The 22,318-nt window shown below is 65.5% G+C and carries 24 protein-coding genes; 8 read left to right on the forward strand and 16 right to left on the reverse strand.

All coding sequences use genetic code 11. The features are described 5' to 3' along the window. Nucleotides 1-82: 82 nt before the first annotated feature. Together A7X65_RS30180 and A7X65_RS30185 are read right to left on the reverse strand one after the other, a co-directional pair. Nucleotides 83-1,189, reverse strand: a complete 1,107-nt coding sequence (locus A7X65_RS30180; RefSeq protein WP_063692164.1) for an efflux RND transporter periplasmic adaptor subunit — start codon at nucleotides 1,187-1,189, stop codon at nucleotides 83-85. 301 nt (nucleotides 1,190-1,490) lie between these two features. Next, the gene (locus A7X65_RS30185) at nucleotides 1,491-2,822 is read right to left on the reverse strand and encodes an MFS transporter (protein WP_063692166.1); all 1,332 of its coding nucleotides are present in this window, start codon (nucleotides 2,820-2,822) and stop codon (nucleotides 1,491-1,493) included. A gap of 77 nt (nucleotides 2,823-2,899) precedes the next feature. On the opposite strand from A7X65_RS30185, the gene A7X65_RS30190 reads away from it, so the two are divergent. After that, nucleotides 2,900-3,352 (forward strand): ribosomal maturation YjgA family protein, encoded by a 453-nt coding sequence (locus A7X65_RS30190; RefSeq protein WP_063692168.1) that lies wholly within the window; start codon nucleotides 2,900-2,902, stop codon nucleotides 3,350-3,352. A gap of 82 nt (nucleotides 3,353-3,434) precedes the next feature. On the opposite strand, the gene A7X65_RS30195 is transcribed toward A7X65_RS30190, so the two are convergent. From A7X65_RS30195 to A7X65_RS30205, 3 genes are all read right to left on the reverse strand, one after another. Beyond that, on the reverse strand, nucleotides 3,435-4,601 hold the full coding sequence (locus tag A7X65_RS30195) for a winged helix-turn-helix domain-containing protein (protein ID WP_063692171.1): 1,167 nt from the start codon (nucleotides 4,599-4,601) through the stop codon (nucleotides 3,435-3,437). 106 nt (nucleotides 4,602-4,707) lie between these two features. Continuing rightward, a complete protein-coding gene (locus A7X65_RS30200) occupies nucleotides 4,708-4,962 on the reverse strand; it encodes a hypothetical protein (protein WP_063692173.1) in 255 nt (84 codons plus the stop codon). A gap of 113 nt (nucleotides 4,963-5,075) precedes the next feature. Continuing rightward, nucleotides 5,076-5,321, reverse strand: a complete 246-nt coding sequence (locus A7X65_RS30205) for a hypothetical protein (RefSeq protein ID WP_063692616.1) — start codon at nucleotides 5,319-5,321, stop codon at nucleotides 5,076-5,078. 533 nt (nucleotides 5,322-5,854) lie between these two features. On the opposite strand from A7X65_RS30205, the gene A7X65_RS30210 reads away from it, so the two are divergent. Beyond that, nucleotides 5,855-6,496, forward strand: a complete 642-nt coding sequence (locus tag A7X65_RS30210) for an OmpA family protein (RefSeq protein ID WP_063692175.1) — start codon at nucleotides 5,855-5,857, stop codon at nucleotides 6,494-6,496. Between the two features lie 63 nt (nucleotides 6,497-6,559). Here A7X65_RS30210 and A7X65_RS30215 read toward each other — a convergent pair whose 3' ends face one another. Beyond that, the gene (locus tag A7X65_RS30215; protein WP_063692176.1) at nucleotides 6,560-7,990 is read right to left on the reverse strand and encodes a phospholipid carrier-dependent glycosyltransferase; all 1,431 of its coding nucleotides are present in this window, start codon (nucleotides 7,988-7,990) and stop codon (nucleotides 6,560-6,562) included. 51 nt (nucleotides 7,991-8,041) lie between these two features. On the opposite strand from A7X65_RS30215, the gene A7X65_RS30220 reads away from it, so the two are divergent. Continuing rightward, nucleotides 8,042-8,743, forward strand: a complete 702-nt coding sequence (locus A7X65_RS30220; RefSeq protein ID WP_063692178.1) for a FecR family protein — start codon at nucleotides 8,042-8,044, stop codon at nucleotides 8,741-8,743. An 80-nt stretch (nucleotides 8,744-8,823) separates the two neighbouring features. Further along, on the forward strand, nucleotides 8,824-9,864 hold the full coding sequence (locus A7X65_RS30225) for a hypothetical protein (protein ID WP_430643656.1): 1,041 nt from the start codon (nucleotides 8,824-8,826) through the stop codon (nucleotides 9,862-9,864). A gap of 128 nt (nucleotides 9,865-9,992) precedes the next feature. On the opposite strand, the gene A7X65_RS30230 is transcribed toward A7X65_RS30225, so the two are convergent. The 3 genes from A7X65_RS30230 to A7X65_RS30240 all read right to left on the reverse strand — a co-directional run bounded on the left by A7X65_RS30230 (nucleotide 9,993) and on the right by A7X65_RS30240 (nucleotide 11,596). Beyond that, nucleotides 9,993-10,481, reverse strand: coding sequence for a VOC family protein (locus A7X65_RS30230; protein WP_063692181.1), 489 nt, complete (start codon nucleotides 10,479-10,481; stop codon nucleotides 9,993-9,995). Nucleotides 10,482-10,516: 35 nt separating this feature from the next. Next, nucleotides 10,517-10,945: a VOC family protein gene (locus tag A7X65_RS30235; protein ID WP_063692183.1), complete on the reverse strand. Its 429-nt coding sequence runs from the start codon at nucleotides 10,943-10,945 to the stop codon at nucleotides 10,517-10,519. A gap of 132 nt (nucleotides 10,946-11,077) precedes the next feature. After that, a complete protein-coding gene (locus tag A7X65_RS30240) occupies nucleotides 11,078-11,596 on the reverse strand; it encodes a cupin domain-containing protein (protein WP_063692184.1) in 519 nt (172 codons plus the stop codon). Between the two features lie 128 nt (nucleotides 11,597-11,724). Here A7X65_RS30240 and A7X65_RS30245 point away from each other — a divergent pair, with 128 nt between their 5' ends. Continuing rightward, nucleotides 11,725-11,943, forward strand: coding sequence for a CsbD family protein (locus A7X65_RS30245; RefSeq protein ID WP_063692186.1), 219 nt, complete (start codon nucleotides 11,725-11,727; stop codon nucleotides 11,941-11,943). A gap of 171 nt (nucleotides 11,944-12,114) precedes the next feature. Here A7X65_RS30245 and A7X65_RS30250 read toward each other — a convergent pair whose 3' ends face one another. Next, entirely contained in the window at nucleotides 12,115-12,579 is a 465-nt protein-coding gene (locus tag A7X65_RS30250; protein ID WP_063692188.1) for an FKBP-type peptidyl-prolyl cis-trans isomerase, read from the reverse strand. A gap of 70 nt (nucleotides 12,580-12,649) precedes the next feature. Further along, nucleotides 12,650-14,236: a gamma-glutamyltransferase gene (ggt, locus tag A7X65_RS30255; protein ID WP_063692190.1), complete on the reverse strand. Its 1,587-nt coding sequence runs from the start codon at nucleotides 14,234-14,236 to the stop codon at nucleotides 12,650-12,652. A gap of 208 nt (nucleotides 14,237-14,444) precedes the next feature. On the opposite strand from ggt, the gene trhO reads away from it, so the two are divergent. Both trhO and A7X65_RS30265 read left to right on the forward strand, forming a co-directional pair. Continuing rightward, on the forward strand, nucleotides 14,445-15,212 hold the full coding sequence (trhO, locus tag A7X65_RS30260; RefSeq protein WP_082885108.1) for an oxygen-dependent tRNA uridine(34) hydroxylase TrhO: 768 nt from the start codon (nucleotides 14,445-14,447) through the stop codon (nucleotides 15,210-15,212). Further along, the gene (locus A7X65_RS30265) at nucleotides 15,202-15,420 is read left to right on the forward strand and encodes a SlyX family protein (RefSeq protein WP_063692192.1); all 219 of its coding nucleotides are present in this window, start codon (nucleotides 15,202-15,204) and stop codon (nucleotides 15,418-15,420) included. The genes trhO and A7X65_RS30265 overlap by 11 nt, the downstream gene beginning before the upstream one ends. Nucleotides 15,421-15,426: 6 nt before the next feature. On the opposite strand, the gene A7X65_RS30270 is transcribed toward A7X65_RS30265, so the two are convergent. Further along, nucleotides 15,427-17,328 (reverse strand): sensor domain-containing diguanylate cyclase, encoded by a 1,902-nt coding sequence (locus A7X65_RS30270; RefSeq protein ID WP_063692194.1) that lies wholly within the window; start codon nucleotides 17,326-17,328, stop codon nucleotides 15,427-15,429. Between the two features lie 176 nt (nucleotides 17,329-17,504). After that, nucleotides 17,505-17,720, reverse strand: a complete 216-nt coding sequence (locus A7X65_RS30275) for a hypothetical protein (protein ID WP_063692196.1) — start codon at nucleotides 17,718-17,720, stop codon at nucleotides 17,505-17,507. Nucleotides 17,721-17,826: 106 nt separating this feature from the next. Here A7X65_RS30275 and hemE point away from each other — a divergent pair, with 106 nt between their 5' ends. Next, complete coding sequence (gene hemE / locus A7X65_RS30280) at nucleotides 17,827-18,861, forward strand: uroporphyrinogen decarboxylase (RefSeq protein WP_063692198.1); 1,035 nt, start codon at nucleotides 17,827-17,829, stop codon at nucleotides 18,859-18,861. 165 nt (nucleotides 18,862-19,026) lie between these two features. On the opposite strand, the gene hemC is transcribed toward hemE, so the two are convergent. From hemC to A7X65_RS30295, 3 genes are read right to left on the reverse strand one after another with little or no spacing between them, the layout of a single operon-like run. After that, nucleotides 19,027-20,007, reverse strand: coding sequence for a hydroxymethylbilane synthase (gene hemC, locus A7X65_RS30285; RefSeq protein WP_082885109.1), 981 nt, complete (start codon nucleotides 20,005-20,007; stop codon nucleotides 19,027-19,029). Between the two features lie 12 nt (nucleotides 20,008-20,019). Further along, the gene (locus A7X65_RS30290) at nucleotides 20,020-21,645 is read right to left on the reverse strand and encodes a GMC family oxidoreductase (RefSeq protein WP_063692200.1); all 1,626 of its coding nucleotides are present in this window, start codon (nucleotides 21,643-21,645) and stop codon (nucleotides 20,020-20,022) included. Nucleotides 21,646-21,695: 50 nt separating this feature from the next. Next, on the reverse strand, nucleotides 21,696-22,286 hold the full coding sequence (locus tag A7X65_RS30295) for a TetR/AcrR family transcriptional regulator (RefSeq protein ID WP_063692202.1): 591 nt from the start codon (nucleotides 22,284-22,286) through the stop codon (nucleotides 21,696-21,698). Nucleotides 22,287-22,318: the final 32 nt, after the last annotated feature.

Here is a 22,318-nt window from a genome sequence, read left to right on the forward strand (position 1 = left end):
GTTCTGGATCGCTTCGCCGCTTCAGCCTCTGCTTAGGGACACAGGCCGAAACTCACCTCACACGACGTAACTCGTACGAAAACTAGAACGACAGTGACGACACGACCCGCACCCGCTGGCCCGGATCGAGCTTCTGCACGCCGAGCGCGACGATCTTCGCGCCCTCGTCGACACCGCTGGTGATGACGACGTCGTTGCTCTCGTAGGACTTCACCACGACCGGCCTGAGCGTGACCGAACCGTTGTCGTCGACGACGTAGAAGGACGGCTTGCCGCCTTCGTTGAACAGCGCCGACAGCGGCAACCGCGCGACGCGCTCGGTCGCAGCGTCCGACAGCGACAGCGTCGCGGTCATGCCGAGCGCGACCTTGTCGTCGGCTTCGGGCAGCGAGAACTTGGCGAGATAGGTGCGGGTGGCGGGATCCGCCGCCGGCGCAATCTCGCGAAGCTTCGCCGTGTATTTCTTGTTCGGCTCGGACCAAAGAGTGACGCTGGCGACGCCCGACTTGGCGCGTCCGACCAGCGTCTCAGGGATCGCGACGACCGCTTCCTTTTCGGCAAAGCGGGCGACACGGATCGAAGCCTGGCCCGCGGCGACCACCTGGCCGGGCTCGATCAGCGTTGCGGTGACGACGCCACGGGCGTCGGCAACAAGCGTCGCGTAGGAAAGGGAATTCTTGGTCAGTTCGACCGAGCGGACGGCGCGGTCGAGGCGCGCACGTGCCTCGTCGGCGGCGGCCCGGCTCGAATCGAGCTGCGCATCCGTGGTCCAGCCCTTGGCCTTCAGATCCTTGGCGCGCTGCTCGGCGGCGCCAGCCTGGGCCAGGACGCCGGTGGCGGCGGTCTGCTCGGCGACGGCCTGCTCCGCCTGGAGCTTGAGGTCCACCTCGTCGAGGGTGGCGAGCGGCTGGCCGATCTCGACGGTCTGGCCGACCTCCACGAGGCGTTTTGCAACTTTACCGGCGACGCGGAAGCCCAGGTCACTCTCGATCCGGGGCCGCACGGTACCGACGAAGCTGCGCTCCGGGGTCTCGGCATCATAATGGGCGGTCGCCACCAGGACCGGCCGCGGCGGCTCGGCCTTCTCGGCGACGGTGTCATTGCATCCAGCCAGGGCCGCGGCCATCAGGGCCAGCGAAACACCTGCCAACAGCTTGGAATAGTTGGACAAAACGGACCGGACGAACATCGGAGGACACTCCTGCGGCTGCAATGAGAGGAATGTCGACTAATCACTGATAAAAGTCAATAATCGTCAGTCATCAGGAAAGCGTGATCGTTAAGGGGTGGTAAGGATTGGGAGGATTGTCAGGAAGGTGTGATGGTAGGGCGACCTGAGGCCCCTAGCCTGGGTCACGCGCCTCAGGCGAGGTGCCGTAGGGTAGGCAAAGGCGCGCTAGCGCCGTGCCCAGCGTCTCTCATTTACAGATCGCAATAACGGTCTGGTGGGCACGCTACGCTTGCCCACCCCACAGGGCCGGTCGCTCGGCTTACCGCTTCTGCTCGACGAACTCGTGCTTGGTCTCGTGGCCGCCGATGAAGACGAGAATACCGGCGATCAGGGGCAGCACGGCGAGCACCAGCAAGCCGTGCGAGGTCTGACCGGTCGCTTCCTTGACCCAGCCGATCAGATAGGGGCCACCGAAGCCGGCGAGATTGCCGATCGAGTTGATCAGCGCGATGCCGCCGGCCGCCGCGGTGCCCGAGAGCCATGCCGTCGGCAACGTCCAGAATACGCCGAAGACGCAGAACACGCCGACGGCGGCGAAGGTCAGCGCCACCATCGTCATGGTGGGGTCGGTGAGATAGCTGGAGACGGCGAGCGCGATCGCGATCAGGATCATGGGCGCACCGACATGCATCACGCGCTCACGCGTGGCATCCGAATGCCGCGCCCACAGGATCATCGCGATGGTGCCGAACAGATAGGGGATCGCGGTGACGAAGCCGGTCTGCGCGTTGGTGAGACCGAACGCCTTGACGATCTGCGGCAGCCAGAACTGCATGCCGTAGAGCGCGCCGACGAAGCCGAAATAGATCAGGCTCAGCATGATCACCTTGGGCGAGGACAGCGCCTCGCCCAGCGTCAGATGCTTTGCGGCCTGCTTGGCCGCGGTCTCGGCATCAAGCTTCGTCTTGAGCCAGGCCTTCTGCTCGGCCGAGAGCCAGTCCGCCTTCTCCGGCCTGTCGGTCAGGTAAAACCAGGTGACGATGCCGAGCAGCACCGAGGGGATGCCCTCGAGAATGAACAGCCACTGCCACCCCTTCAGGCCCATCAGGCCGTCGAGCCCGAGCAGCAGGCCCGAGATCGGGGCACCGATCACGGTCGAGATCGGCACGGCGACGGCGAAGGCGGCGAGGAAGCGGGCGCGATATTCGGCCGGGTACCAATAGGTGAGATAGAGGATGATGCCGGGGAAGAAGCCGGCTTCGGCGACGCCGAGCAGGAAGCGCAGGACGTAGAAGCTGGTGACGCCGCTGACCATCGCCATCAGCGCCGAGATGATGCCCCAGGTCACCATGATGCGGGCGATCCAGCGGCTGGCGCCGAACTTCTCCAGCGCCAGATTGCTCGGCACCTCGAAGATGAAATAGCCGATGAAGAAGATGCCGGCGCCCCAGGAGAAGATCAGCGGCGTGAACTTCAGCTCCGCGTTCATGGTCAGCGCGGCGAAGCCGAGATTGACGCGGTCGAGATAGGAGAAGAAGTAGGCCAGCACCAGGAACGGAATCAGGCGCCATGAGATGGCGCGGATGGTCGAGGTCTCGATTTCGCTCTTGGCTCCGCCGGCGGAACCGGCATAGGTCGTGGTCTGGCTCATGGCTTCCCCCGGGGTTGTTGCTTTTATGGGCTTGAGCCGTTTTGAGCATCGCGGGCCAAGAGTCAATGGAGCGAGCAATGCATGGGGCGCAACCGGTCAACTCCGCAGCCCCGCTCCGGACATCGCTGATCCGCGCCGCCCTCGCCCTGGTCGTGATCGCCTGCGGGCTGTCCTTGCGCTGGTACGGCTTTCCCCTCGGCCTTCCCGCCTTCGTGGTGAAGTATGGCGGCTCGCTGCTGTGGGCGACGATGGTATTCTTGTTGGTCGGTGTTCTGTTGCCGCGACTGCCCCGGGCACAGCTCGCGGCCATTGCGATGGCGATGGCGATCGCGCTCGTGGTCGAACTCTCCCGGCTGGTCCACACGCCATGGCTCGACGCCTTCCGTCTGACCACGGCCGGCGCGCTGCTGCTCGGGCGCATCTTCTCGCTGTGGAATCTGGTGGCGTATGCGGCGGGGATCGGGTTTGGGGTTTGGCTCGATCGGCTCGCCGCAATGCGCGGTCTCGTAGGGTGGGCGAAGGCGCGCTAGCGCCATGCCCACGATCTCTCTCGTAACATGACCATGGTGGGCACGCTTCGCTTGGCCCACCCTACGGGACCGGTGCCTGGTCTCACTCCGCGAGTTGAAACCGCTCGAACCGATCGAGCTCCTCTTCGATCACGCGCTTCAGCTCCTTGCGCCCAGCCGTCTTCTTGCCCTGCCCGACCCAGGTCCATTTCTGCATCAGCAGCTTCTTCGCCTGCCTGTCGGTCTTGAGGTCGAGCGCGGCGACGATCTCGTCGCCGACCAGCACCGGCAGCGCGAAATAGCCGAGCTTGCGCTTGGCCTTGGGCACATAGGCTTCGAACAGATGGTTGTAGCCGAAGATGAGGTTGGTGCGCTTGCGCTGGATAATCAGGGGATCGAACGGCGAGAGGATGTGGACGAGGTCGGGCGACGGCCCCTCGCCGCCCGCCTCCAGCACCGCGGGCTGCCCCCAATGCTCCTGCTTGCCGGCGCCGTCGATCGCGACAGGCACGAGCTCGCCGCGGCGGACGCGCGCGGCGATCAGGCTGGCGACCGCCTTCTTGCTCGGCGCGTCGAGATGGCAGATCGAATCGAGGCTGACGACACCTTGCGAGCGCAGCGCCCGGTCGAGCAGGTAGGTTGTGATGTCCCTGGCCGATGCCGGCTTCGGCAGCTTGTCCCAGCCGAAATGCCGCGTCATCAGCTCATAGGTCTTGAGCATGCCCTGGCGCTCGCTGACGGTCGCAACGCCGGTATAGAAGGCGAGCTGCAAGGCGCGCTTGGAGGGCTTGCGGCTCTGCCAGAGGTGCTCCTTCTCGGTGAGCACGTCATCCTCGATGTCGCGGATCGTCAGCGGGCCGGCGCGCAACAGCCGCATCACCTTGCGCGTGTCGGCCGGCTTGACCGAGGCGTACCATTTGTGCCCCTCGCGCTTGTGCTCGCGCATAGCGGGGAGGAAGAAGCGGAAGTCGCCGGCCGGCACGTAGGAGAGCGCGTGGGTCCAGTATTCGAACACGCTCCTGTCGGCGCTCTGGGCCTGGCGCAGATCGGCGCGGCGATAGGACGGGATGCGGCTGAACAGGATGTGGTGGTGGCAGCGCTCGATGACGTTGATGGTGTCGATCTGGACATAGCCGAGATGGGAGACTGCATCCGCGACGGCCTGCGCGCCCTCGCCGAAAGGGGTGCGCTCATCCAGGCGCTGGGCACGCAGCCAGATCTGCCGGGCCTTGTTGGTGCTGAGGGGGAGCGGTTTGGGCGCGCGTGACATTGCGGGACACAATGTAGCGGGATTCGCGTCGGGAAAAAGGGAGATCGAAAAGACGAAGCCGCGCTGCCATCTGCTAACAGCGCGGCTGGTGGTGCGCGCGGCGCGCCTACTTCATCGACATCGCCTTCTGCGACTTCATGTAGTGCATGCAGGCGCTCTTCATCTTGCCATTGCTCATGTCGGTGTTGGCCATGGCCATTTCCTTGTTCGCCGCCATCTTGGCAGGCGTGTCCGGCGTGCCGCCCATCGCGGCGGCGGACTTCATCATGTTGTCCGTGGTGCACGCCATCATCGCGGCGGATGCGGGGGACAGCGAAAGAGTGAACGCGACAAAGGCTGCGGTCGTGAGCAAAATCTTCATCGAAAAGTCTCCTCCGTAAAACGAAACCGGCGTCATGCCGGCCTCGCAGTTACGTATTCTCTCGCGCAGACGTTTCCCGGAGAAGACAATTTTCTTGCTGCATTGCGAAGGGATCAGCGCCCATCCTTCGGCGCCCTGGGCTGGCCTCCGATGCTGCCGGTCGCAACGTCGGGTTCGCAGGCCGCCTTGCCGCGCCCCTCGGCCTGGCAGCGATAGACGCTGCCGGTGAGGCGGTCCACCAGCCACATGTTCTCGTCGTTCGGCGCTTCGAGGCCGACATAGCGGGAGGTCAGCCCCGTGATCAGCGTCGACAACAGGATCGCCACCGCGATCATGGCCGCGCCGACATAGATGGGCAGGGAATTCAGGAACACAGTCCGATCCGGCGGGCCGCTGCGATAGAATTGATAATCACTCGGCCTCGGCACTGGACGGAACTCGGCTCCTTCGTCTGCGATTGATGGCGAAGACCCCTGCTAGGCGCGCATCTGGCCGATTTGTTGTTCGCGAGCAGGCCGCGCCGGGACGGCTTTGCGACGATCGGTGTGCAGAGGTTTCCGCAAGTGAACCGGGCCGCGTGGTCCGGCGCGCGCCGGCTTCGACTTTTGCCGCCGGGCCGCCGGACGACGCCAACGTGATCCGGATCACGCCGGCGCTGCAGCGCTTCGAACCTCTCGGGGGAGCGGGCGCGACCATCGAAGTTCACCCACCGCGCCGGCTCGAGGACCAGAGCACCGGTGGCCTGCTTCCGGCAGCCAAAACGCCCCGAAACCCAAGGGATCGCCACGGAAGCTGCCGGCGGCACCGTGACCAAGATCACACCCGGGCTTTTGAACCTCTCCTATGCTCGCAGCATCAAATCGCCATCAGGCGTAACATCGAGGATACGACAATGACCCGTTTCGATAAGTTTTTTGGACTGAAGGCGATTACTCTCTCCGCGGCGCTGTCGATGACCGCAGGCCTGGCTCTGGCCGGCGACAACAACATCTCGACCGACAAGATCCTGGATGCGCTCAAGCCGAAGCCGGCGACCCGCGGCCTGTCCGTCGGGCCGCAAGCCGACCCGACCGCGCAGGCCAAGGAAGCGACCTTCCTGAACACGGTGCGCAACCGCTCGACCCGGTCGCTCTCCACGGGCGAGCGCGAGCAGATCGCCGAGCTCGCTGCGACCAAGCCGAAGATCGATCTGGAGATCCAGTTCGACTACAACTCGGCCGACATCGCCAAGACCTCGGTACCGTCGGTGCAGGCGCTCGGCAAGGCGCTGTCCGACCCCGCGCTGAAGGGCTCGACCTTCGTGGTCGCAGGCCACACCGACGCGGTCGGCGGCGAGGACTACAATCAGGGCCTCTCCGAACGGCGCGCAGACACCATCAAGAAGTACCTGGTGCAGAACTACGGCCTCAACGGCACCGATCTCGTCACCGTCGGCTACGGCAAGACCAAGCTGAAGGACACCGCCAACGGTGCCGACCCGATCAATCGCCGCGTCCAGGTCGTGAACATGGACACCAAGACCGCGTCGAAATGATCTGAAAAGTCATCGCCAACCAGCAAGCCGCCTGCCGCGCGAACGGCAGGCGGCTTTCTGCTGTCAGATCCAGCTCTGGAATAGCATCAGCCGGTTGAAAGTCTGCATCGACGTGCCGATGAAGGCGGCCGAGATCGGCAGCATGACCGCAAAGCCGATCGCGGCGATGCCGACATAGGCCCAGAGCAGCCACCGCGGCAGCTCCTCTCTTCGCAGCACATAGACCAGCGCAAGTGATGCGAGCGTTGCGGCGGGCAGGTAATAGTAAATGAAGCCAAGCGTGCGCGGCAGCAACGCCCAGGCGAGCCAGCAGCCAAAATAGAAGGCCGCGATCAGGAACGCATCCCACCGTCGCGCGACGAGGACGTCGCGCAGCACGACGACGAGCGCGGCCAGTGCCGGCCACAGCACCAGCGGATTGCCGAGGAAGACGATTGCGGCGACGTTCTCGTCCGCCGTCTTGTCGAACAGGAACCACACCGGCCGCGCAAGCAGCGGCCAGGATGGCCACGAGCTCATATAGGTGTGGCCGGCAATCGCGGTCGTGGTGTTGTCGGCAAAGATCCGGCGCTGCGCCTCGATCAGATCGGACAGCGACAATCCGTAGAGCGGGACGAACGCGGCAAGATAGGTCAGCGCCGGCAGCACGGCGAAGCAGAGCACGGCATCGCGCGCCCTGAAGTCGGGCCAGAGGTCGGGCCGGTACCAGTCGTCCGGCCTTGCGTCGGCGAACAGCGTGCGCCAGCCCTGCAGCAGACGGATCAATGCGACGATGACGATGCAGACGCCGAGGGGAAACAGCCCGCTCCATTTGCAGGCGGCGGCACAGCCGAACAGGGCGCCGGCCACCGCGAACAGCGCATGCGGGCGCTCCCTGCGAAAGCCGTGCATGAAGGCCGCGATCGCGAGCAGGCCGAAACCGAGCGCAAAGATGTCGAGCATCGCGACGCGCGCCTGCACGTAGAGCATCTGGTTGAAGGCGGCGATCAGCGCGGCGGCGATCGCCGGCCCTTGCGCCGCGAACAGCGCAAGGCCGCACAGATAGATCGCGACGACGGCGAGCGCGCCGAACAATGTCGCCGGATAACGCCAGCCCAGCGCATTGTCGCCGAAGGTCGCGATCGAGGCCGCGATCAGCTCCTTGGCCAGCGGCGGATGCATCGGATTGAGCATCGGCTGCGACATCACAGGCGCCAGCATCTGCCGCGCCGCCGGCACGTAATGCACCTCGTCAAAGACGAACTTCTCAGGGGTGGTGAGTCCAATCAGCAGCGCCAGATGTGCGATCAGGAAAATCGCGACAGCGATCACTGCGCTTCGCGACATCATCGGAACCGGCGCGGCTTCAAGCGACTCTTGTGGGGATTTTTTACGTGGCAAATCTGCTTCACCGCGGAGAAAAACAGGGACGGCACTTTTCATTGAACGCATTCTGCCGCAACTGTCACTAAGCATAGCGCAGGTCCCGCGCCGCTTGTGATAATTTCGCCACATCAGAAGCGCGCGCGATCCGGTACGATCAGGGACACATCGATCGGTTGCGAAATGAATTTCCGTTTCTGGCTTTTCCCCACACTGCTGTCGGCCGCTCTGTGCGCGGCGCCCTGCGCGCAGGCGCAGACGCGCGTCGGCGAAGCCGTCGTGATCCAGAATGAAGTGGTGCGCGTCGCCGCGACCACGACGCCGATCAGCGTTGGCGACAGCATGCTGCGCGACGAGACCGTGCGCACCGGCGCCGACAGCGCCGCGCGGTTCGTCATGGCCGACAGCACCAATCTGTCGCTCGGCCCGAGCGCGACGCTGAAGCTCGACCGCACCGTCTTCAACGACGAGCACAGCTATCGGGACGTCGCTATCCGCATGACGACCGGCGCATTCCGCTTCGTCACCGGGCATTCCGAAAAAACCGCCTACAAGATCACGACGCCGCTCGCGACCATCGGCGTGCGCGGCACCACGCTCGACATCCTGTCCCAGCGCGGCCGATCCGTCGTCGTGCTTCAGGACGGCGCAGCCAGCGTCTGCACGACGAGCTTCCAATGCGTACAGCTCACCCAGCCCGGCGACACCGCGATCATCACGTCCACCGGCGGCAAGGTCTCAATCACCAAGACCAATACGCCGCCCTGGACCTTCGCCGCCAACTGCGCCGCGAGTGCGGGACTGTGCGCGGTCAACCAATATGCCTACGCCTCGCCGACCATCACGCCCGCCGTCCATGACGACGGCATGCTGTGCGGGCGCTGACGATGGCAAGGCTTCGCATCCGCGACCTGCTTCTTGCCGCGGCGCTGATGGCCGTGGGGATCGCGACGCTGACATGGGGCATGCGGCCGACCTTGGCTGCAACCATCACGCTGACCAATTGCGAGACAAACTGCTCGCCCTCGCCGAGCTACAGCCCATCACCGTCGCCCTCCCCCAGCCCCTATCCCTCGCCGTCGCCTTATCCGTCCCCGAGCCCGACACCGACGGGCGCCGACTCCAGCGGCAATTCGATCGGCGGCCTCGCCAATCAGCGCTTCAACCAGATGATCACCAACCGGGTGCTCGGCACGGTGCTGCTCGGCGTCAACGAGCAGGTCAATTGCAGCGACTGCATCAGCGCGTTCGGCTCGGCAGGCTCGTTCTCGGCAGGCATCCATGGCCGCAAGGAATTGACCAACAATCTGTCGCTGCTCGCCGGCATCGCCTACACCCAGTACAACGAGGGCGGCTACAAGATCACCAGCGCGCCGATCGGTGCCTTCGCGCTGCGCTATGACTTCACCGATTGGGGTTCCTCGCGCCCGTTCTTCGACGTCGGCACTATCCTGACGCCATGGGAGAAGGCGCGTTACACGCGCAGCTACGATACCAGCCTCGGCCCAGTGAGCGTCACAAGCTCGACCAACGCCTCGAACTACGCGGTCTACGGCCGCGCCGGCTGGATGAGCCGGGTGTCGCCGCGCGACGAGGTCGCGGCCTCGATCGAGGTCTGGCAACTCTGGCAGCGCGTCTCCGGCTACAGCGACAGCGCGGTGGCGTTCAATCCATTCGACGCCAGCATCGCGACCGGCACCGACCGCACCAGCCTGGTCAAGATCGGCGGCCAGTGGACGCATCTGTTCGCAGGCAACATCGAAACCAACATCAATGGCGGCTGGGTGCAGTCGTTCGGCAGCCAAAGCGGCATCGTCGCCACCGTGACCGGCAACGGCACGGTGGTGCCGACCATGGGCAACCAGGGCTGGTTCGAATATGGCGGCCGCCTCGGCTTCCGCGTGCAGAAGGGCTGGATCGTGGACCTGTTCGCCAACGGCACGCTGGGCCCGCAGCCGGTGGGGAACACCATTCACGGCGGCGTGGGGCTACGGATCAATTATTGAGACCAGGCATGGTCTCGTAGGGTGGGCAAAGGCACGAGAGCGCCGTGCCCACCATCCGTCTCCATTTGCGCAAGGTGGTGGGCGCGCTTCGCTTTGCCCACCCTACGGCACTGAGTACGTGGCGCGAGTCACGCCGCCGACTTGCCCTCGAACGCCCGCCGCAAGGCATCCGAATCCAGCTTCACCATCTTCATCATGGCCTGCATCGCGCGCGCAGCGGCGGCCCGGTCGGGGCTCGACAGGAATTCGAACATCACTTTCGGCACCACCTGCCAGGCCACACCCCAGCGATCCCTGAGCCAGCCGCACTGTTCCTCCTTGCCGCCGTGAGCGAGGAACGCACTCCAGACGCTGTCGACCTGGGCCTGGTCGTCGCAATGGATCATCAGCGAGATCGCGTGGGTGTACTCCATCTTCATGCCGCCGTTGAGCGCGACCAAGGGCTGCCCGGCCACCGTGAACTCGACGACGAGCACCGAGCCCGTCTTGCCGGACGGGCCGTCCGAAACATTGCGCTGAACGTGCGTGATCTCGGAATTCGACACCAGCGAGGTGTAGAATTTCGCGGCGTCTTCGGCATCGCCGTTGAACCACATGCAGGGCACGACCTTGGACATCGTGAATGCTCCTCTTCGGCTGACTGGGGTTTCGATCAGGCGGGTGCCATGTCGGACCGCGCGGCGAAGGCCGCGAGGTCCATCCAGTTCACGCCCCACATGTGGCCGTCCGGATCCTCGAAGCTGCGGCCGTACATGAAGCTGTACTCGTCTTTCGGGCCGGGGTCGGCGACCCCGCCGGCGGCCTCGGCCCTGGCGACGGTATCGTCGACCTCGGCGCGGCTGTCCGCGGACAGGCAAAACAGCGCCTGGTTCGAGACCTTCGCATCCGAGATCGGCTTCGGCGTGAACTGGCGAAACTTGTCGTGGGTCAGGAGCATGACGAAAATGGTCTCGGAGAAGACCATGCAGCTCGCCGTCTCGTCGCAGAATTGCGGGTTCCTGACCGCGCCGACCGCCTCGTAAAAGGCGGTCGCGCGCTTGAGGTCGGTCACCGGCAGATTGACGAAAATCATCCTGGGCATCGGAAGCTCCTTGGGCGGGGTTCTGCCCAAGGACGGATGGCCCGACGGCCACCCGACACGGCTTCCGGATATTTTTCAGGAGCGCCCTGCGTGGTTCTGCCGCACAGGGACCAGCCGGCGCTCAGGCCGGCCTTACTTCTTCTCGCTGGGATCCCGATGGATCGGATCGACCCACAGCACCGTCTCGGGCTTCTCGACCGGCTCGATGTCGAGGTTGATCGCCACCGCCTCGCCGTCGCTGCGCACCAGCACGCATTCCAGCACCTCGTCCGGGCTGGCGTTGATCTCCTGATGCGGCACGTAGGGCGGAACGAAGATGAAATCGCCGGGGCCGGCTTCCGCGGTGAACTGCAGCTTCTCGCCCCAGCGCATCCGCGCCTTGCCCTTCACCACATAGATGACGCTTTCGAGATGGCCGTGGTGATGCGCGCCGGTCTTGGCATCGGGCTTGATGCTGACCGTGCCCGCCCACAATTTCTGAGCGCCGACGCGCGCGAAATTGATCGCGGCCGCACGGTCCATACCTGCCGTCGACGGCACGTTGGTGTCGAGCTGGTTGCCGGGAATGACGCGCACGCCATCATGTTTCCAGCGATCCTCGTGATCGTGATCGTGGTCATGGTGGGAATGCGAATGGTCATGGCCGGTCATGGGACTTGCTCTCTGTTGGTTCCGTGCGCGGCAAACTAACCCAAAGCCGCATCCGCAAGCCATACCAAAATCGGAACTCTCGTAGCTGCCTGACGTTGTCCTCCCGAGCGAAATGGAAGGAGAGTTTCATGGGTAGCACGACCGACAAGATCAAGGGCACCGCCAACGAAGCGATCGGCAAGGCCAAGCAGGGCATCGGTGAAGCAACCGGTTCGGAGCGCCTGCAGGGCGAAGGCGCCGTTCAGGAAATCAAGGGCAAGGGCCAGAAGGCCATGGGCGATGCCAAGGACGCCGCGAAGGAAGCGATGGATCGCGCCGCAGCCGCCGCACGTCGCGCCGCGGAGTGACGCGCGTCCATCTGAAAGCGAAAAGACCGGCCGCGAGGCCGGTCTTTTTGTTTTGCTTGTCTCGCTCTCTCCGTCATGGCCAGGCTTGCCCCGGCCATCCACGCCTAGCCACGTCAAAGAAAGAACGTGGATGCCCGGGACAAGCCCGGGCATGACGAGTGGAGACGTCAGTTATTTCACCGCGAGCAATTCAACGTCGAACATCAGCGTCGCGTTCGGCGGGATCACGCCGCCGGCGCCCCGCGCGCCATAGCCGAGCTGCGGCGGAATGATCAGCGTGCGCTTGCCGCCGACCTTCATCGAGGCGACGCCCTCGTCCCAGCCTGCTATCACGCGGCCCTTGCCGATCGGAAACTCGAACGGCTCCTTGCGGTCGACGGACGAGTCGAATTTCTTGCCCTTCTGGCCATTCTCGTAGAGCCAGCCGGTATAGTGCATCACGCAGATCTGGCCGGGCTGCGGCGAAGCGCCGGTGCCGACAGTGCTGTCGATGATCTGCAAGCCTGAAGCTGTGGTCATGGGTTTTCCTGCGGTCTGGGCCGAGGCCGTGGTGGAAATGAATGTCGGCAGGCCGGCGATCAATGTGATCGCGAGTGCCGACATGATGGCGAGGAGTGCGCGCTGAAAACGCTGCATTAGGCACCTTCCGTTTGAGGCGAAAGGTGTCTAGCGCAACGAGAGAATGGTTTCCAGCCCTGCGCTTCTCCTAGTAGCCCAGCGCGCAGCCGTCCTTGCGCGGGTCCGAGCCGCCGGTGAGCGTGCCCTTGTCCCAGTCGATCCAGATCGCCTGGGCGCCGCCGAGCGGGGCGACCACGCTGGTGGTCTTGTGGCCGAGCTTCTTCAGGCCTTCGACGATGTCGGCGGGAACGCTGTCCTCGAGCTGGTACTGGCCCTCGTAGTGCAGGCCGCGCGGCATATCGATCGCCTCCTGCACGTCGCAGCCGTAGTCGAGCATGTTGGTCAGCAGATGGGTCTGGCCGGTCGGCTGGTACTGGCCGCCCATCACCGCGAACGACATCGTGGAACGGCCGCCCTTGGTTAGCAGGCCCGGCATGATCGTGTGCAGCGGGCGCTTGCCGCCTTCGATGCAGTTGGGATGGCCGGGCTGGATCCGGAAGCCGCCGGCGCGGTTCTGGAACAGCACGCCGGTCTTGTCGGAGACGATCGCCGAGCCGAACGAATGCGCGACCGAATTGATGAACGAGCAGACGTTGCGGTCCTTGTCCACCACGGTGATGTAGATGGTCGAGGGATTCATCGGGGGCGCGACGTTCGGCAGGTCGAGCATGCCGTCCATGCGGATCTTGCTGATGTACTCGTCGGCAAAGCCCTTTTCGAGCATCTCGGCGACGTTGATCTTCATGTGCTCGGGAGACGCGACATGCATCTCGCGGTTCATGTAGGCGATGCGCGCGGCTTCCGCCTCGAGATGGAAGCGCTCGACGCTCACGGGCGCGTACTTGGTCAGGTCGAAGCGCGACAGGATGTTGAGCATCAGCAGCGCCGTGACGCCCGGGCCGTTCGGCGGGCACTGCCAGACGTCGTAGCCCTTGTAGGTGCTGCCGATCGGCGTCGTCGTCTCGGTGGTGTGCGCGGCGAAATCGTCGAGCGTGTGCAGGCCGCCGATGCGGCGCAGGGTCTCGACCATGTCTTCCGCGATCTCGCCCTTGTAGAAGGCGTCGCGACCGTTCTTGGCAATGGCGCGCAGCGTCTTGCCGAGTTCGGCCTGGCGGATGACGTCGCCCGCCACCGGCGGCTTGCCGCCCGGCAGCAGGTAGCGCACCGTGTTGGTGCCGTTCTTCAGCTTCTCGAACTGGTTCTTCCAGTCGAAGGCGATGCGGGGAGCGACGACATAGCCTTCCTCGGCCGCCTTGATCGCGGGCTGGAGCAGGCGGTCGAAGCCGAACTTGCCGTGGTCGCGCAGCACGGTCGCGAAGGCGTCGATCACGCCGGGTATCGAGACCGCATGCGCCGAGGTCAGCGGCACGGAGTTGATCTTGCGCTCGAGATACCAGTCGGCGCTGGCCGCCTTCGGCGCCCGGCCGGAGCCGTTATAGGCGATGATCTTGCCTTCGCCGCGCGGCTGGATCAGCGCGAAACAGTCGCCGCCGATGCCGGTCGACTGCGGCTCGATCACGCCGAGCAGGGCCGACCCCGCCACCGCCGCGTCCACCGCGGTGCCGCCCTCGCGCAGCACCTCGATCGCCGCGAGCGAGGCCTGCGGATGCGAGGTCGCGACCATCGCGTTGGTGGCGTGGACCGTGGACCTGCCGGGGAAATGGAAGTTTCTCATCGAATTCTTGCTCTCGTTAGGCTTTGTTGGCCGTGGATGCGCGCGCCGGGCGGTCGCGGAAAAACCGGGTCTACATGACACATTCCGCCCGGTCGGGGCAATGCTGGCATACCAGGGAAATGGCTGCCATCCGCTGGGCGTATAGACCTTTTCCGGGCCGGGACCGTGCGGGTTTTCCGGGCGGCGGCCGCCTGCTAAATGAGCCGCCATGATCACCAAGGTCTGCGCCTTCTATCAATTCGCCGCCCTGCCCGACTACCGCGAGCTGCGCGAGCCGCTGCGCGCGTTCTGCGCCGGTCTCGGGCTGAAAGGCAGCGTGCTGCTGGCCCAGGAGGGCATCAACGGCACGATCGCGGGCACAGCCGAGGCCATCGACGCCTTCGCCCGCGAGCTCGCACACGGCGACATGTTCGGCGGCCGGCTGGACAATCTCGAATTGAAGTTCTCGACCGCGGAGGCGATGCCGTTCGGCCGGCTCAAGGTGCGACTGAAGAAGGAGATCGTCACGCTCGGCGATGCGGCCGCCGATCCGACGCGGCAGGTCGGCACCTATGTCGATGCGCGCGAATGGAACGCGCTGATCGCGGCGCCCGACACGCTGGTGCTCGACACCCGCAACGCCTTCGAAGTGGCGATGGGCACGTTCGAGGGCGCAGTCGATCCTGACATCAAGAGCTTCGGCCAATTCAAGGATTTTGCCGCCGAGAAGCTCGATCCGGCCAAGCACCGCAGGATCGCGATGTTCTGCACCGGCGGCATCCGCTGCGAGAAGGCGAGCGCGCACCTGCTCGCGCGCGGCTTTGCCGAGGTCTATCACCTCAAGGGCGGCATCCTGAAATATCTGGAAGTGGTGCCGGAGGCGCAGAGCCGCTGGCGCGGCGAATGCTTCGTGTTCGACGAGCGCGTCGCACTCGGCCACGGCCTGCAGGAAATCGGCTTGCGCGAACGGGACAAGGGGCACCACGGTGACGAATGAGATGAAGACCCTGAGCGAGCGCATCGATGCGCTGGAGATGCGCATCGCCTATCAGGACGATACGATCGAGACGCTGAACCAGACCATCACCGCGCAGTGGAAGCAGATCGACGCGCTGACGCGAAAGATCTCGGAGCTCGGCGAACGCCTGCAGCAAGCCGAGGCGAATGCGCCGGGCCCCGCCAACGAGCGCCCGCCGCATTATTGAGCGGTGTTACTCGCCGACCGCCTTCGGCAGGTGCGTCACCTCGATCGACATCATCAGGCGGTTGCGACCGGCTTCCTTTGCCGCATAGAGCGCCTGATCGGCAGCCTCGACGAGCGTGCCGACGCCGGCGGTGCGCTCGAAGGCCGGCCGGCAGGTCGCGCCGCCCAGCGAGGCGGTGACATGGCCTGACGCGGAATTCGTGGTGTGGACGAGGCCAGCCGCACGGATGGCCTTGCGAATCCGCTCGCCGATGCGGGCGCAGCCTGCAGCATCGGTGTTCGGCAGCAGCATGGCGAACTCCTCGCCGCCATAGCGCGCGGCCAGGTCGCCGGGCCGCTGCACCTCGGCCGCAATCACCTGCGCCACCACGCGCAGGCAGGCATCGCCGGCGGGATGGCCGTATTCGTCGTTGTAGGCCTTGAAGCGATCGACGTCGATCATCAGCAGCCCGAGCGTGGAGCGGTCGCGATAGGCGCGCGCCCATTCCTCGTTCAGCCGTTCGTCGAAGCGGCGGCGGTTGGCAAGCCCGGTGAGGCTGTCCTCGATCGCAAGCGTCTCGAGCTTGGTCTCCAGCTTCTTCTGCTCGGTGATGTCGCGCGAGATCGCGACCACGCCGTCGACGCGGCCGTTGTCCTTGCGCGTCACCCGCATGGTCGATTCCAGCCAGACCTCGCCGTTCTGCCGGTGCGAGTTGCGGTAGGTGACACGCGCCTCCTCCTTCTCGCCGCGCTTCATGGCGTCGACGAGGGCCTGGACCAGCGGCAGGTCGTCGGCGTGAATGCCGGCAAGCGCGGGCGTTCCGATCAGCTGATTGGCGCGCCAGCCGACGACGCGGATCGACGAGGGCGAGACGTAGCGCAGCCGCTCGTCGAGCCCGATCCGGGTCACCATGTCGCTGGAGCCTTCGGCGAGCAGGCGGAAATGCGCCTCCTTCTCGATCAGGGCGGCCGCCATGTGCTGGCCGCGCTGCAACTGCCGCACCAGCACGGCGCCGATGATCGCGATCAACATGACCAGCGCCAGGACGTAGAGCATCCGCGAGATCGCGGCGGCGCGCCACGGCGCCAGCAATTCCTCCCTGTCGACGGTGGCGAGCAGGACGAGCGGATAGCGGCCGGAGCGTTTGAAGAAGCTGACGCGCTCGGCGCCGTCCAACGGCGACTTGAAATGATAGGCGCCGCTCGGCCGCTGCAGGCTCGCGTCGCGGAACAGCGGTGCGTCGGCAACGCTGCGGCCGACATATTTCTCGTTGCTGGGATTGCGCGCGATAATGAGGCCGTCGCCATGCGTCAGAGCCACCGAGCTGTTGCGGCCGATCTCGAACTGCTCGTAGAAATGCGAGAGATATTTCGAGCTGATGGTGGCGAGCACCACGCCCCCGAAGCTGCCGTCCGGCTTGTTGAAGCGGCGCGACAGGGTAACGACCCATTCGCCGTCGATCAGGCTCTTCACGGGACGGCCGATGTGCGCCTCGCGCTTCGGCGAGAGCTGGTGGTGGCGAAAGAACGCGTCGTCGCTGAACGTCGCGCCGATCGTGCCGGGCGAGGTCAGCCAGTTGCCGTGGTCGTCGATGATGGCGAAGCTGTGCACGCGCTCCATCGCCTTCTTGCGCACCTCCAGGAGGTTGCGGAGCTTGGCGATCGTGGCGGGTTCGGTACCGTCCATCTCCAGACGGCTGACGACGCCGACGACGCCGGAATCGAGCAGATCGAGGCTGTCCTCGGCATGCTGCGTCAGCGAGCGCGCGACGTTCGCCATCTCGGTCTCGGCGCCCTTGAGCACCGCATCGCGCGCAGCCCATTCACGCCAGCCGCTGACGCCGAGGATGGTCGCGCATGTGAGCACGACGAACGCCGCCGCGCGCAGCGGCAGGCGGCTCCATCCGGCTCTCTGGGCTAGGACGTTCATGCGGCAGGGTTTCTCCGATCGTTTCGGAAACTCTGCCGCTTCTATTAGTGAACCCTGAAACCACTACTGGAATACGTAGCTAACTCCCCGCTTTCCAGTAGTCCTACGGACGCCGGGATCGGCGCATTGCTAACAAGACATTAGCGAGCCTATCGGAATCCGGGCGAGCCTCGCCGCTAGCTGAAGATCGCCTTAACCTTGTCCCAGAGCGAGGGGGCATCTGCCTCCGCGTCGGCCTTCGACGGCGTCGGCTGCGCGGCGCTGACGGGATCCGATGCCGGGAAGGTGTCCTCCAGACCGGTATCGAGCTTGGCGTGACGATCGGCGGCGAGCGCGTCGCGCAGATCGTCGGCGTGCTTGTCGTGCGGGGCGGGATTGAATGTCTCAGCCATGATCTCCTCCGTTGGCTGGTCAACGCCGCCCGATTGCGCTGGTTCCCCTGTTCCGCTGGGCGCCGGAGCGGTGTATCAGGAGCCATAACCCGCTTCAGGATCCTTCGTGCCCCAGTCTGCGACAAAGCCCTTCATCGACGTGCTCTCCGGCCAGCGCCAGCCCGTCCCGCCCATGTGGATGATGCGACAGGCCGGCCGCTATCTGCCGGAATATCGCGAGGTGCGCGCCAAGGCCGGCGGCTTCCTCGACCTCTGCTTCAATCCGGAACTGGCCGCCGAAGTCACGCTGCAGCCGATCCGCCGGTTCGGCTTCGATGCGGCGATCATCTTCTCCGACATCCTGGTGATCCCCTACGCGCTCGGCCGCTCGGTCCGCTTCGAGGTCGGCGAAGGTCCGCGGCTCGAACCGCTGGACGATCCCGCGAAGGTCGGCACGCTGGCGCCGCGCGCCGACTTCGGCAAGCTTCAACCGGTGTTCGACGCCTTGAAGATCGTGCGCGGCGCACTCGATCCCAGGACCGCGCTGATCGGCTTCTGCGGCGCGCCGTGGACGGTGGCGACCTACATGGTCGCGGGCCAAGGCACGCCCGACCAGGCGCCGGCGCGCATGATGGCCTACCGGCATCCCGAGGCGTTCGCCAAAATCATCGACGTGCTGGTCGACAATTCGATCACGTACCTGCTGGCGCAGCTCGCCGCCGGCGCCGACGCGTTGCAGATCTTCGACACCTGGGCCGGCGTGCTGCCGCCGGCCGAATTCGCGCGCTGGTCGGTCGAGCCGACGCGGCGCATCGTCGAGGGCGTGCGCGCGAAAGTGCCGGATGCCAAGATCATCGGTTTTCCGCGCGGCGCCGGCGCGCAACTGCCTGGTTATGTCGAGGCGACCGGCGTCAACGGCGTCAGCATCGACTGGACCGCGGAGCCGGCCTTCGTCCGCGAGCGCGTGCAGTCACGCGTCACTGTACAGGGCAATCTGGACCCGCTGGTGCTGATCACCGGCGGCGCCGCGCTCGACCGCGCGGTCGACACCGTGCTGGCAAACTTCGCGCAGGGGCGGTTCATCTTCAATCTCGGCCACGGCATCCAGCCGGAGACGCCGATCGCCCATGTCGAGCAGATGATCAAGCGGGTGCGGGGGTGACGATCTTTTTTATCGGCTCAAACAAAAAGTGCGAAAACAACCCCATGCACAGTAGCCAAGTCATTGAAAGAATTGGGCCAGCATGACTCGCGCCCGGCGTTTGACCCGTCGGGCAAAACAGGGGCATGATGCAACCATCGCCCCGATCAAAAATTCGATGAGAGTCTAGCGCGGCCGGCTGCGCTCGATGATCTCGGCTGCACCCTTGCCCAGCAGGTCCAGTCCTACCGCGCGGCCGAGCTCGCGCGGGCGATTGGCCGGGCCCGTGCGCGCGGCTTCGATGATGGTGTTGCCGGAGAGGTCGAGCACGGACGCGGTGAGCGACATCTGGTCGCCGGCGATGGTCGAGAAGCCCGCCACCGGTGAATTGCAGTGACCGTTGAGCACCCACAGCACCTCGCGCTCGGCATCGGCCGAGGCGTGCGCGGCGGCATCGTCGATCGATGACAGGATTTGCCGCGTCTGCCAGTCCTGCGCGGCGCATTCGACCGCGACGATGCCCTGCCCTGCCGCCGGCAGCATCTCGGCCGCGGTGAATTCATAGGCGATGCGGCTCGACAGGCCGACGCGATCGAGGCCCGAGCGCGCCATGATCAGTGCATCGGCCGGGCCCACCGCGCCGCCATCCGGCAGCTTCTGCATCTCGCGGTTGTCGAGTTTTCGCACGCGCGTATCGGCGGCGCCGCGGAAATGGATCACTTCCACGTCCGGAAACAACCGCCGCGCATACGCCGCGCGACGGACGGCATTGGTGCCAATTTTAAAACCCTTGCCGCGGGACTGGCGCAGCGCCTCCAGCGTCACGCCGTCGCGCAGCACCAGCGCGTCGCCGGGCGGATCGCGCGACAGCGTGGCGCCGATGACGAGGCCGGGCGTGTCCTCGTTGCCCGGCATGTCCTTCAGCGAATGCATCGCGGCCTGCAATTCGCCCGACAGCACGGCGGCGCGGATCTGCGCGACGAAGGCACCGCCCTTGCCGCCATGCGGCAGCAGCTTGCTGGTCTGGTCGAGATCGCCCGTGGTGTCGAACTTGACGATCTCGACGTCGAGACCGGGCACGGCGGCGGTCAGGCGGCGCGCAATTTCTTCCGTCTGCGCCAGCGCCATGGCGCTCTTGCGTGTGCCGATCCTGAATCGCGTCGCCAAGTCCAAATGCTCCTAATTCGCGTCCTGCAATATCATATCGGACGCCTTCTCCGCGATCATGATGATCGGCGCGTTGGTGTTCCCCGAGACGAGGTCCGGCATGACCGAACCGTCGACGACGCGGAGGCCTTCGAGCCCCCTCACCTTCAGCCGCTGGTCCACCACCGCGAGCGCGTCGTTGCCCATACGACAGGTCGAGGTCGGATGGTAGATGGTGCTGCCCCGCTCGCGGCAATAATCCAGGATCTCGGCATCCGTGGATACCTTCGCCCCGGGATCGTACTCGCTGACCACGAACGGCTTCAGCGCCGGCGCGTTCAGGATCTTGCGCAGGATCTTGATGGCTTCGACATTGGTGCTCCGGTCGGTCTCGGTGGACATGTAGTTGATGCGGATTTCCGGCGGCACGGTCGGGTCCGCGCTTTTGATGCGCAGGGAACCCCGGCTCTCGGGGCGGAGCTGGCACACCGAGGCCGTGAAGCCGGAAAAATCATGCAGCCTCTCGCCCATCTTGTCGGTCGAGAACGGCAGGAAGTGGACCTGGATGTCGGGCGAGGCCAGCCGCGGATTGGTCTTGAAGAACGCGCCCGCCGTGCCGGCCGCGATCGTCAGCCAGCCCTTGCGGAACAGCGCATAGCGCGCGCCGGCGAGCGTGCGGCGAAGCGGATTGTTGACGGTGTCGTTCAGCGTGATCTTCTGCGAGCAGCGCATCACGATGCGGACCTGCATATGGTCCTGCAGATCATGGCCGACGCCTTGCGCATCGAGCACGACGTCGATGCCGTGCTTGCGCAGGAGATCGGCAGGGCCGACGCCGGAGAGCTGCAGCAGTTGCGGCGAGTTGTAGGCGCCGCTCGACAGCACCACCTCCTTCCGCGCACGCGCGCGGCGCACATTCGCGCCCTGGCGATATTCAACGCCGACCGCACGGCGGCCCTCGAACAGCACGCGCTGGCCAAGGGCCTCGGTCTCGACCTTGAGATTGCCGCGCGCCCTCGCGGGGCCAAGATAAGCCACGGCTGTCGAGGCTCGGCGGCCGTTGCGCGTCGTGGTCTGGAACAGGCCGACGCCTTCCTGCGTGGCGCCGTTGAAATCGGGATTGTAGGGCAGACCGGTCTCGACCGCGGCGTCCATGAACGCCTTCGACAGCGGATCGGTCACGACCATGTTGGAGACCGGCAGCGGACCGCCCGTGCCGTGATATTGGTCGGCGCCGCGCGTCTGGTTCTCCGCTTTCTTGAAGTACGGCAGCACGTCGTCATAGCCCCAGCCGGCATTGCCGTGCTGGCGCCAGCGGTCGTAATCCTCGTGCTGGCCGCGGACATAGAGCAGGCCGTTGATCGAGCTCGAACCGCCCAGCGTCTTGCCGCGCGGCTGGAACACTTGCCGGCCCTTCAGCTCGGGCTCCGGCTCGGTCTGGTACATCCAGTTGACGGACTTCTCCTTGAACAGCTTGCCGTAGCCGAGCGGCACGTGGATCCAGATGTTGGAATCCTTCGGGCCGGCCTCGAGCAGGAGCACGCTGTGCTTGCCGTTCGCCGACAACCGGTTCGCAAGCACGCAGCCGGCGGAGCCGGCACCGACGATGATGTAGTCGAACTCGGGATCGCCAGAGGCGAGAGAGGAATTTGCGTTCATGCGCTACACGTCTTCTTGTTGTGGGCGTTTGCGCTTCGTCACTAGCACAATCATGGCTCGACGCGCAGCGCCTCGACCAGCGACCTGAACGCACGGGCATATTCCGCGCCCGCCCTTGCGATATCGGCGCGTCCGGCGCAGGCGACCGCGGCCTCCGTGACCGCGCCGAGCAGCAGCCGCGCCAGCGGCTCGACCGGCTGCCTGGCAATCAGGCCCGCCTCCATCGCAGCGGACAACGCACGCGGCATCTTGCCGCCGAAATGCTGCGCGTCGATCTCGCGCCAGCGCTCCCAGCCGAGCACGGCGGGACCATCGCGCAGGATGATCTGGCCGGTCGGTCCCTTGGCGGTCGCGGCGAAATAGTGCTGGGTGCCGGCCACCATCGCGGCGAGCACATCCTTCTCGGCACGGGCGGTGCGGTCGATCTCGGCAACGAGGTCGCGCGAGACGGAATCGAACACCGCCTCGAACACCGCCTCCTTGGTCTTGAAGTGATGATAGACCGCGCCCTTGGCAACCGAGGCCGCTTCCGCGATCTCGTCCATCGTGGTGGCGGCAAAGCCCTGCGTCCCGAACAGGCGGCGCGCGGCCGCCAGGATCGCCTCCGATGTTGCCGCCCGCCGCTCCGCCTGTTTTGCCATGTCGTTCCTGTCTAAGTGCGGGTTCGGCCACG

Origin of the sequence: Bradyrhizobium stylosanthis, assembly GCF_001641335.1 — a bacterium.
Taxonomy (GTDB): domain Bacteria; phylum Pseudomonadota; class Alphaproteobacteria; order Rhizobiales; family Xanthobacteraceae; genus Bradyrhizobium; species Bradyrhizobium stylosanthis.